Source organism: Paraburkholderia polaris (assembly GCF_012927345.1).
Lineage (GTDB): Bacteria > Pseudomonadota > Gammaproteobacteria > Burkholderiales > Burkholderiaceae > Paraburkholderia > Paraburkholderia polaris.
The window spans coordinates 1-11,034 of the sequence record NZ_JABBGJ010000094.1 but is presented as its reverse complement, the minus strand read 5'-3'; the positions used below and the strand labels follow the sequence as shown (position 1 = coordinate 11,034).

Genomic DNA, 11,034 nt, shown 5'->3' with positions numbered 1-11,034 from the left:
GCCCCGCTCGTGCCGCGCAACGACTTCGGCTTGCGCCCGGGCCCATCGCTTGAGGGCGGCTTGCTGGAGTTACGACTGTTCTTCTCGAGTTTCGCTTCGAGCGCGTTCAGACGCTTCACGAGATCAACGATGAGCGCGTCCTTCTGTTCGTGTGTGAGGTCTTTGAAATCAGGCATCTTCGTCATGTCCTTCACTATGCACAGCCTGGCTGCAGTTTACAAGCGCTGAATAGTTACGCGGCGGCAAAGAAAGTAAGTGCCTGCCCCGCACAGGGGCGAACGCTAATAGACCACTAACAATTCAAGGAAAGGCCAAAGCCATAAGCAAACAGACAGAAAGCGCCGCGCAGGCAAACAGCACAAGAAAATCCCACCGCCGCAGGCAAACCAAACGAACAAGCGCAGGCAAAAAACCCATCACGCCAGCTCAGTATGAACCACCTCAACACCCCTCCCCCGATACCAAACAAAATAAACAACCAGCAACGCGACAACAAACGGCACACCAATCACCAAAGTCATCCGAAACTCCCGCGTAAACCACGTAGTGACCAAAGCACTCACCATCAGCCCTGCGCCAAGCAGAGAAGTAACCGGATACCCCCACATCCTGAACGCCAGCGGCATACCCTTATGCTGATGGCGAAAAAAGAAATGCGTAACAAAAATCATCAGCCACGTGAACATGGCACCAAACATGGAAACAGACATCATCAACACAAACGAAGCATCCGGATAAATCACATTCAGCACAGTAGCCAACGCAATCCCAATCGTCGAAAGCCAAAGCGCAGCAACCGGAACTCCTTTACTATTCAAAGCCCCCAGGCGCCGCGGCGCATACCCCGCCCGCGACAAACTGAACATCATCCGCGTCGTGATATAGAGCTGGCTATTCATCGCCGACAACGCCGCCACCAGAATCACAAAATTAATGACACCCGCCGCCCCAGGCACATGCGTCGCCGCCATCACCCGCACGAACGGGCTCTCATCCGTACCCGCCGCATTCCATGGAACGATCGCCAGCATCAGCGCCAACGTCAACAAATAAAAGAACACCAACCGGAACATCGTCGCGCGAAATGCCCGCGTAATCGCCTTCTGCGGATCGCGCGCCTCGCCTGCCGCCACCGCAATCATCTCGATGCTCAGATAGCTGAAAATCGATACGATCACCGCCACCCACATGCCCCACACACCCTTCGGAAAGAAGCCACCGTGTGACGTGTAATTGGCAAAACCGATCCCCGAACTCGCCGGCGCGCCGAACACGACATAGGCGCCCAGCAAAATGAAACCGACAATCGCAACGATCTTCAACATCGAAAACACATACTCGACCGCGCCGAATACTTTCACGCTCACCGAATTAATTCCGATCAGCGCCGCAGAGAACCCCACGATCCAATACCAGCCAGGTACGGCAGGAAACCAGTACTTCATGTACACGGCAATCGCCGTCACCTCGGTGCCGACCGCAAACACAATCGACGACCAGTACGCATAGCGCACCAGAAATCCCGCCCACGGCGCTATGTAGTGCTCGGCATACGCACCGAATGATCCCGAGGTCGGATGCGCCACGGTCATCTCCGCGAGACACCCCATCAACAGCAGCGCAATCAGCGCGCCAATCGCATAGCTCACCAGCACGCTCGGACCGGCAAAGCCGATCGCGAATCCGCTGCCGAGAAACAGGCCTGTGCCGATCGCGCCGCCAATCGCAATCATCGATAACTGCCCCGTCGATAGCCCACGGTGCAACCCCTTCTCGCGTTCGACAATCGTGTCGAAGCCTCGCTGCTCTTGCGTCATCTTTGTGTCTCCTCCTGGGATGCGGCTGCGTGCAGGGACTCAGCCGCCGGTATCGCCTTGTCGTCTTACTTGTAGTGCTCGAAATCGCAGCGCTTGCGTACTCATTCATTCGACGCGGTTCTGTCACGACCTGGGTCGCCGCGCGGGTCACTGCTTAGGTCATGGCTTAGGTCATGGCTTAAGTCGCAACGCCCATCACCGCTTAGGTCATCGCTCAGGCCACCACTTAAGTCACCGCTCACGTCACCGATTTGCGTGCTTTGAACTCCTCGGTATTCCATGCGCCGGTTGCGATGATGTCCTTGAGTTCGGCGATGGTGTCCCAGATATCCACATAGCGCACATACAGCGGCGCAAAACCGAAGCGCAGAATGTCCGGCGCGCGGAAGTCGCCGATCACGTTGCGCGCAATCAGCGCCTGCATGATCGCGTAGCCTTGCGCGTGGCCAAGCGATACCTGGCTGCCGCGCTGCTCGGCGTCGCGCGGCGACGCGAGCGTGCAACCGAGGCCCTTCAACTCCTGATCGGTCAGTTCGATAAACAGATTGCCGAGCGCCACACTCTTGTCGCGCAGCACGTCGAGATCGACGCCATCGAATGCTTCCAGCGCACTCTCCAGTGCGATGACGCCGAGTTGCGGCGCGGTACCGGTCAACATGCGGTCAATGCCCGGATGCGGCGCGTAGTCGTGGGTAAACTCGAACGGTTTCGAATGGCCGTGCCAACCCGTCAGCGGTTGACGCACCGCTTCAATATGGCGCGACGCGACGAACACAAACGCCGGCGCGCCCGGACCGCCGTTCAGATACTTGTAGCCGCAGCCCACCGCGAAGTCAGCGTCACAGCGATTCAGGCTCACCGGCATCGCACCCGCCGAATGACAGAGGTCCCACACGATCAACGCGCCGGCTTCGTGCGCCTGACGCGTCACCGCTTCCATGTCGTAGCGTTTACCGGTTTTGTAGTTGACGTGCGTGAGCGACACAATCGCCACGGTATCGTCGATTGCCGCGACGATGTCGTCCGGATCGACGCAACGCAGCTCGCAACCCGTCATCTCGGCCACGCTCGAAGCGATATACACGTCAGTCGGAAAATTGGTCCGCTCGGCGAGGATCACGTTGCGGCCCGGACGCATGCGCGTACCCGCGACCAGCACCTTGAACAGATTCACCGAGGTTGAATCGGCGACAATCACTTCGTCCTGCCCCGCGCCGATCAGCGTGGCGATCTTATTGCCGGTGCGCTGCGGCGCCGGATACCAGTCGGCGTCATTCCATGAGCGGATCAACCCGTGTGCCCATTCCTGCTTCAGGGCCTGTTCGATGCGCGCGGGCACATTCGCAGGCATCGCGCCCAGCGAGTTGCCGTCGAGGTAAATCGTGTCGGCGGGCAGATCGAAGCGCGCGCGGCAGTGGGCCAAGGTATCGGCAGCGTCCAGCGCGGCGCAGTGTTCCCGGGTGATCATCTGGCTAATTTCCTGTGTGTTCTGATTGCAATTGCAAAGTCGGTGGCGTGTGCTTTAAGTCTGTTTAAACCGCATGCGCGACTGTCGTGGGCAAATCGAAAAAGCGCTGAGCGTTGGCGCCGAGGATCTTCGCCTTCGCCCTGTCGCTCAGTTGTGGATGATGCGCGACCAGATCGCCGATCTTCTGCTCGCCGAGCGGGAACGGGTAGTCGGAGCCAAGCAGTACATGGTCCTCGCCCATCGTGTCGACCAGCAGGCGCAATGCCCCCTGGTCGAAAACCGCGCTATCCACGTAGAAGCGGTCGAGATACGAGACTGGCGGATTGGGGCAATCCTCGCGCACGATGTCGCGTTGCTCCCACGCGTTTTGCACGCGGCCGAGCAAAAACGCGAAGCTGCCGCCGCCATGCGCGAAGCACAGTTTCAGCGATTTTGGAATCCGCTCGAATGCGCCCGACAAAATCAACGACACCATGCTCAATTGCGTTTCCGCCGGCATCGCGACAAGCCACGGCAGCATCCATTTCTTCATGCGGCCGTCGGTCATCATGTCCCACGGATGCACGAGCACCGGAATGCCGTCGTTCGCACAGTGTGTGAGAAACGTCACCAGGTGTTCGTCGTCGAGATCGCGCGGGCCGAGGTGATTGCCGATCTGTACGCCGCGATGTCCTGCGCGATGAGCACGCGTTGCCTCCCGGCACGCGAGGTCGATGTCCTGCAACGGCACTTGCGCGAGCGCCATCAGACGTTGCGGCGCATGCGCGCAGAGTTCGAGCGCGTGGTCGTTCATCCGCGCGGCCCAGTCGTGCGCGGCGGCCGCATCGTAGCGATAGCCGAACATTACGGGCGTCGCGCACATCAACTGGATGTCGACGCCGAGTGCGTCCATTTCAGCAATACGTGCGGCCGGATCCCACAGCGCGCGATACACCGGGCGAAAGCTTTTCTCGCCGGTCATGATCATGCCGCGTTCGCCGTCCGCGTCGATCTTCAGCCACGGCGCGTGTTCCGCGTCGAGGCGTGCGGCTTCTTCCCGCGCGATCGGCGGGAAGAAGTGGGAATGCATGTCGATTCGAAGTGTCATTGTGATTCTGATTGTTTAGACGGCGCGGCCGGGGTGGACGTGACCACAATGCGCGCAGCGGCGCTTCTCTTCCGACGCATAGAAAGCGTTGAAAAGCGGTGGCAGATCGCTGACGATGCTTTTCAGTTGCACCTCGACGCGGTGGACGAGATGGCCGCAGTCATCGCAATACCATTCGAAGCCGTCCACCACGCCTTGCGGGCGTTGCCGCTCGATCACGAGGCAGACGCTGCCCGCTTCCGGCCGTTGCGGCGAATGACGCACATGCGGCGGCAACAGAAACACGTCCCCTTCGTTCAGATCGACGCGCTCGCGCTGGCCGTCGATCCACAGATACAGATACGCGTTGCCGCGCAACTGATAGAAGAATTCCTCGAGCGGATCGTCGTGGTAGTCGGTACGGTGGTTCGGGCCACCCACCACCGTGACGATAAAATCGCTGTCTTGCCACACCTGTTGATTGCCGACGGGCGGCTTCAACAGATGCGCGTGATCGTCGATCCAGCGCTGGAAATTGAACGGTTTGCCGTACGTGAGCATGGCTGTCTCTGAAGTTAGTTTTTTACGCGTGTTTATTCTTTCGGTGCGTACGCAATCGCCTTCATCTCGATCAACAAATGCGGATGGGGCAATTGATGCACGGCAACCGTCGTGCGTGTCGGACCGGTTTCATCGAAATACTCACCGTACACGGCGTTATAGCCGCCGAAATCGTTCATGTTGACGAGGAACGATGAGATCTCGACGAGGTTCGACAGGTCCGCGCCTTCACTCTGAAGAATATCGCGAATGTTCTCGATCACCACGCGCGTTTGCTCACGAATGTCGAGTTGCACAGTGCCGAGCTCATCGGCTGAAGCGCCCGCAATCGTATTGTCCGGGCGACGCGAGCTGGTGCCGGAGACGAACAGGAAGTCGCCCGCCCGCGTCACATGCGGAAAACGGCCACGCGGTTTGGCTTTGCCGGGCACCACGCGCCCCTGAATGGTCGGTTCGTTGGTCATGAGAGTCGATAGGTTGTGAATTCGGTGCTGCCGAGGCCATTGACGACACAATGCACGTGCGCATCGACGGGTAGCGGATGAGCGGCGGTGGCGGCACCCGCCATGATCAGTGACCCGGCGGGCAATACAAGGCCGCTTTGCGCAATCAGGCGCGAGGCCTGCACGATCGAGCGCAACGGATCGCCGAGAATCGCCGCGGTCGAACCCGCCTGCACGATGCGGCCGTCGATGCGCATCGTCACGCCCGCATTGCGCAGACCGTCAAAGCGTTGAGTCCACGGGCCGATCACCAGCCCCGCTGACGAACAGTTATCGGCGACCACATCCTCGAGCGTGAATTTGAAATCGCGGTAGCGCGAATCGATGATCTCCATCGCCGGGGCCACCGCTTCCAGATAGCGCGACGCTTCCAGCATGGTCAGCGGACGATCGATCTCACGGCTCGTCAGAAAGCAGACTTCCGGTTCAACGCGCGGATGAATGAAGCGATCGAGCGCGACGCGGCCACCGTCCTCATCGAGCATCGCATCGGTGAGCCAGCCCCAGATCAGGCTATCGACGCCCATCTGGATCATCTTCGCGCGGCTCGTAAAGCCGAGCTTCACGCCGACCATGCTTTCGCCACGATGAATGCGCCGCTCGATCGACGCGCGCTGAATCCCGTACGCGTCATCCAGCGAAAACGGCGTGGACGTGGTGAGTTGCGCGATCGGTTCCGCGTGGCGCGCGGCGTCGTCGATACGTTCCGCAATGGCGTCGAGGTCGATCATGCGGCCTCCTTCCGAGCGAGCTCGCGTGCCTTCAGCATATCCAGCGCGACGTCGACGATCATATCTTCCTGACCACCGACCATGCGGCGTTTGCCGAGCTCGACCATGATGTCGAAGGCCGGCAAGCCGTATTTCGCTGCGGCCGCTTCCGTATGACGCAGGAAGCTCGAATACACGCCGGCATAACCGAGCGCCAAAGTTTCGCGATCCACACGCACCGGTCGCTCCTGCAACGGACGCACGATATCTTCCGCGGCGTCGATCAGCTGCTTCACGTCGCAACCGTGATTGAGCTTCATCCGGTCTACCGCGGCGATGAACACTTCGAGCGGTGCGTTGCCTGCGCCGGCTCCCATGCCGGTCAGCGATGCATCGATGCGGTCGCAACCGTGTTCGAGCGCGACCACGGAATTTGCCACGCCCAGCGACAGATTGTGGTGCGCGTGCATACCCGTTTGCGTTGCCGGATCGAGCACCGCCTTGAAGGCGTCGAAACGTTCGGCGACGTCACGCATATTCAACGCGCCGCCTGAATCGACCACGTACACACATTGCGCGCCGTAGCTTTCCATCAGCTTCGCCTGCTTCGCCAATGCATCGGGCGTGGTCATGTGCGACATCATCAGAAAGCCGACTGTGTCCATGCCTAGCGAGCGCGCGTATTCGATGTGCTGCTTCGAGATATCCGCTTCGGTGCAGTGCGTGGCGATCCGCACGATGCGCGCGCCGGCGTCGTACGCCGCCCGCAGATCGTGGACGGTACCGATGCCGGGCAGCAACAGCGTCGCCACTTGCGCGCGTTTCACCGTAGCGGCCACCGCTTCGATCCATTCAAGATCGGTGTGGGCGCCGAAACCGTAGTTGAAGCTCGAACCGGAGAGGCCGTCGCCGTGCGCGACTTCGATACTGTCGACGCCGGCTTCATCGAGCGCTCGCGCGATCGCTACCGCATCGTTCAGCGAGTACTGGTGTCGAATCGCGTGCATGCCGTCGCGCAGTGTCACGTCCGACACGTAGATTTTCTTGTTGCTATCGGTCATTGCGTCTTTCCTTTGCGTGTTGCTCTTACGCTGCCACGCGGTTTGCCGCGATCTGCTCGGCCGCGGCCAGCGCCGCCGAGGTCATGATGTCCAGATTCCCCGCATAGGAAGGTAGATAGTGCGCGGCGCCCTCCACCTCAAGGAACACGCTCACCTTCAGACCCGCGCGGCGCTCGTTCGCGTGCAAGGCGAGCGGATTCTCCGCCGTATAGCGGTCGAACTGGACCGCCTGCTTCAGACGATAGCCGGGCACGTAACTCGCCACCGCCGCGACCATCGCGTGAATCGAGCTTTCGATTTCCCCGGTATCGGCGTCTTCTTCGGTCAGGCAGTAGACGGTGTCGCGCATCATCAACGGCGGCTCGGCCGGATTGAGCACGATGATCGCCTTGCCGCGCGCCGCCCCGCCGACAGTTTCGATCGCCTTCGAGGTGGTCTCGGTGAATTCGTCGATATTGGCGCGCGTACCCGGACCTGCCGAGCGGCTGGCGATCGATGCGACGATTTCCGCGTACCGCACCGGCGCCACGCGCGATACCGCGTGGACGATTGGAATCGTCGCCTGGCCGCCGCATGTGACCATGTTCAGGTTCGGCGCGTCGAGATGCGCGAAAAGATTCACCACCGGCACCACGAACGGCCCAATGGCGGCCGGCGTCAGATCGATCACGGTAACGCCGTGTTCGCGCAGTACGGCCGCATGGCGATGATGTGCGCCTGCCGAGGTTGCATCGAATGCGATGCGGATATCGCCGAAGTTCGGCATGCTCACGAGGCCATCGATCCCTTGCGCGGTGGTTGGCACGCCGAGCCGTTCGGCGCGCGCCAGACCATCCGAAGCCGGATCGATGCCGACCATTGCCCCCATTTCGAGGTGCTTCGCATTACGCAGCACCTTGATCATCAGATCGGTGCCGATGTTGCCGGAGCCGATGATGGCGACGGCCTGCTTGTCTTGCTTTTGATGCATGGCTTTCCCGGTCACGATGCGGATTCCGCGTGATGAGCAAAACTCGCGCTCACCGAGCCGAGTCCTTCGATATGGGCGGTGAAGACGTCGCCGGCATTGACGCTGACCATCGGCCCGAGCGCGCCGGTGAGCACGATGTCGCCGGCTTTCAGCGGCGCACCGACACGTGTCATCGTGTTGGCGAGCCACACCGCGGCGTAGAACGGATTGCCGAGGCACGCCGCACCGACGCCGACGCTCACCTGATCGCCGCGCCGTTCCATGACCATGCCGCAGTTGATCGCGTCGAAAGCATCGAGCTTGACGGGCCGATTACCGAGCACGAACAGACCGCTCGATGCGTTGTCGGCCACGGTGTCCGTCAACCGGATATCCCAGTTGGCAATCCGGCTGCCGACGATCTCGATGGCGGGCAACGCATAAGCCGTTGCGCCGATCAGATCGGCAATCGTATGCCGTTCGTGCGGCAGATCGTGAGCGAGCACCAGCGCGATCTCCGCTTCCACTTTGGGCTGCTGCGTGCGCGACATCGGGATCTCTTCACCGTCGGCAATCGACATATCGTCGAATAACATGCCGAAATCCGGTTGATCGACGCCGAGTTGTGCCTGCACGGCTTTCGACGTGAGGCCGATCTTGCGGCCCACGAGGCGCCGGCCGGTCGCCAGCTTGCGTTCGGTGTTCAACCGCTGCACCGCGTAAGCGGCTTCGAGCGCATCGCCGCCGAGCTCCGCGATGGCAGCCCGCACCGGCGCGACCGGCGTGCCGTTCTGCTGCGCCTGCCAGAGCGCGTACGCGATATGCTGCGCGGCGTTCAGGTCGATCTCGCTCATGCGATCCTCACGCAAACGTTGGTCAGTTCCGAATAGAAATCGAGCGAATGACGCCCGCCTTCACGACCGATGCCCGAGAGCTTGGTACCGCCGAACGGTGTGCGCAGATCGCGCACGAACCAGGCGTTGACCCAAACGATGCCGGTTTCGATCTGCCGCGCCACGCGATGGCCGCGCGAGAGCTGCGTCGTCCAAATGCTTGCGGCGAGACCGTAGGCGCTTTCATTGACGCGGCCGATCACTTCGTCTTCGCTATCGAACGGCGCAATGTGGCACACAGGTCCAAAGATTTCTTCTTTGACGCAGCGTGCATCATCGGACAGACCGGTCCAGATGGTCGGCATCACGAACGCGCCCTGATCGCGCTCGTCGCCGAATTGCGGAACGTTGCCGCCGGTCACGACCGTTGCGCCCTCTTCGAGCGCCAGGCGGAAATACGACAGCACCTTCTCGCGATGACCGCGCGAGATCAGCGGACCCATTGTGGTAGCGGGATCGTGGGGAGCGCCGACCTGCAGCGCCTCGGTTTTTTCCTTCAGTGCAGCGACGAAGCGCTCGAATATTGGCCGCTCGACGTACACGCGTTCGCTGCACAGGCAGACTTGCCCCGCATTCGTGAAACTCGACTTCAGCACGCCAGCAACGGCCGCGTCGAAGTCCGCATCGGCGAACACCACGGCTGCGTTCTTGCCGCCGAGCTCGAACGAGATTTCCTTCACGCCGTCAGCGACGGTCTTCATGATCGTGCTGCCGGTACGCGATTCACCGGTGAACGTGATCGCGCTGATGTCCGGATGGCGCGTGAGGAATTCGCCGGCCGCGTTCGGCCCGTGACCGTGGATCAGGTTGAACACGCCGGGCGGCAGGCCGATGTCGTGCATGACTTCGGCGAGCAGCGTGGCCGAGCTGGGCGTTTCTTCCGAGGGTTTGGCGACGACGCAATTGCCCATTGCGAGGGCCGGCGCGACTTTCCATGTGAACAACAGCAACGGCAGATTCCACGGCGAGATGATGCCGACCACGCCGAGTGGTTTGCGCGTGACGTAGTTGATCAGTTCGCTGCCGTCCGCGGCGTGCGTTTCGAAGAACTCGCTATTCGCGGTGCGGATGAGATCGGCGAAGGTGCGGAAGTTCGCGATGCCGCGAGCGATGTCGAGCTTGCGGGCTTGCTCGAGTGGGCGACCGGTGTCGGCCACTTCTGCCGCGACGAAATCGTCGAAGCGGGCTTCTATGCCGTCGGCGATTTTATGAAGCCAGTCTGCGCGTTCAGCCGGTTTGGTGGTTCGCCAGCCGGCGCGTTGGGCGGCGGTTGCGGCGCGGACAGCGGCGTCGACGGTGGCGGCTTCGGCTTCGCAGACTTGCGCGAGTTGTTTGCCGTCGACCGGGCTGATGTTTGGGAAGGTGGTTGCGGTCGCAATGAATTCGCCGTTGATGTAATGGCGAAGCAATGGTTGAGCGCGCTGCGCGGCGGCCGGGGTGAAGGTCACAACGTCTCCTGCTCGATTGAGGTGTTTGCAGGAGTCTAAGGGTGGGCCTCGCTGGGCGATAATCAAAGATTGGGTGGTGGGTATGCTAAAGGGGAATACCAGAGGGGGTTTTGGTTTTTGCCTTGGGCGGCGGCAATGGTGGTGGGGCTGCGGCGGTGGCCTTTGCCTGGTTTTGGTGGCCTTTGCCTGGTTTTTTTGCCTGCGCGGCGCTTTGTCTGTTTGCCTGTGGCGTTGGCCTTTCCTTGAATTGTTAGTGGTTTATTAGCGTTCGCCCCTGTGCGGGGCAGGCACTTACTTTCTTTGCCGCCGCGTAACTATTCAGCAGCCGGAAGCGGCGAAACGACGAATCCGGCGAAGCCCAAAGCCAGCGCATCGATCAGCGAACGGTTCTGTTTGCGCAGACTGGCAAGGTAGGAGCGGATCGTGCAGAACGCTTCCATGCCTGATACCGCACGGAAACACCCTGAGATTTTCTGTTTGAGCTTGGGCATGCGGATATCGCGTTCGGCCTGGTTGTTGTCGAACGGTACCCGGTGATCGGCAATGAAGCGCCACACC

At 60.9% G+C, this 11,034-nt stretch carries 12 protein-coding genes; all 12 read right to left on the bottom strand.

The annotated features are described in order from the left end of the window. Nucleotides 1–176: DUF6444 domain-containing protein (locus HHL24_RS44460; RefSeq protein ID WP_230417815.1), on the bottom strand; the 176-nt coding region annotated here is incomplete at its 3' end. 240 nt (nucleotides 177–416) lie between these two features. Continuing rightward, the gene (locus HHL24_RS42435) at nucleotides 417–1,817 is read right to left on the bottom strand and encodes an amino acid permease (RefSeq protein ID WP_169491214.1); all 1,401 of its coding nucleotides are present in this window, start codon (nucleotides 1,815–1,817) and stop codon (nucleotides 417–419) included. A gap of 238 nt (nucleotides 1,818–2,055) precedes the next feature. Further along, nucleotides 2,056–3,285: a kynureninase gene (kynU, locus tag HHL24_RS42430; RefSeq protein WP_169491213.1), complete on the bottom strand. Its 1,230-nt coding sequence runs from the start codon at nucleotides 3,283–3,285 to the stop codon at nucleotides 2,056–2,058. Between the two features lie 64 nt (nucleotides 3,286–3,349). Continuing rightward, nucleotides 3,350–4,372, bottom strand: coding sequence for an amidohydrolase family protein (locus HHL24_RS42425; RefSeq protein ID WP_169491212.1), 1,023 nt, complete (start codon nucleotides 4,370–4,372; stop codon nucleotides 3,350–3,352). A gap of 15 nt (nucleotides 4,373–4,387) precedes the next feature. Then, complete coding sequence (locus tag HHL24_RS42420; protein WP_169491211.1) at nucleotides 4,388–4,912, bottom strand: 3-hydroxyanthranilate 3,4-dioxygenase; 525 nt, start codon at nucleotides 4,910–4,912, stop codon at nucleotides 4,388–4,390. Nucleotides 4,913–4,944: 32 nt separating this feature from the next. After that, complete coding sequence (locus HHL24_RS42415) at nucleotides 4,945–5,376, bottom strand: RidA family protein (protein WP_169491210.1); 432 nt, start codon at nucleotides 5,374–5,376, stop codon at nucleotides 4,945–4,947. Beyond that, nucleotides 5,373–6,146, bottom strand: a complete 774-nt coding sequence (locus HHL24_RS42410) for a 2-keto-4-pentenoate hydratase (RefSeq protein WP_169491209.1) — start codon at nucleotides 6,144–6,146, stop codon at nucleotides 5,373–5,375. The genes HHL24_RS42415 and HHL24_RS42410 overlap by 4 nt, the downstream gene beginning before the upstream one ends. Continuing rightward, nucleotides 6,143–7,186 carry a 4-hydroxy-2-oxovalerate aldolase gene (gene dmpG / locus HHL24_RS42405; RefSeq protein WP_169491208.1) on the bottom strand — a complete coding sequence of 348 codons (1,044 nt, stop codon included), beginning with the start codon at nucleotides 7,184–7,186 and terminating at the stop codon, nucleotides 6,143–6,145. Before dmpG ends, HHL24_RS42410 begins: the two co-directional genes overlap by 4 nt. A gap of 25 nt (nucleotides 7,187–7,211) precedes the next feature. Continuing rightward, on the bottom strand, nucleotides 7,212–8,156 hold the full coding sequence (locus HHL24_RS42400; protein WP_169491207.1) for an acetaldehyde dehydrogenase (acetylating): 945 nt from the start codon (nucleotides 8,154–8,156) through the stop codon (nucleotides 7,212–7,214). A gap of 11 nt (nucleotides 8,157–8,167) precedes the next feature. Next, nucleotides 8,168–8,989: a 2-keto-4-pentenoate hydratase gene (gene mhpD / locus HHL24_RS42395; protein WP_169491206.1), complete on the bottom strand. Its 822-nt coding sequence runs from the start codon at nucleotides 8,987–8,989 to the stop codon at nucleotides 8,168–8,170. Then, nucleotides 8,986–10,476, bottom strand: a complete 1,491-nt coding sequence (locus tag HHL24_RS42390) for a 2-hydroxymuconic semialdehyde dehydrogenase (protein WP_169491205.1) — start codon at nucleotides 10,474–10,476, stop codon at nucleotides 8,986–8,988. The genes mhpD and HHL24_RS42390 overlap by 4 nt, the downstream gene beginning before the upstream one ends. A 314-nt stretch (nucleotides 10,477–10,790) precedes the next feature. After that, nucleotides 10,791–11,034 (bottom strand): IS66 family transposase (locus HHL24_RS42385; RefSeq protein WP_169491204.1); only part of this gene is annotated, 244 nt, incomplete at its 5' end.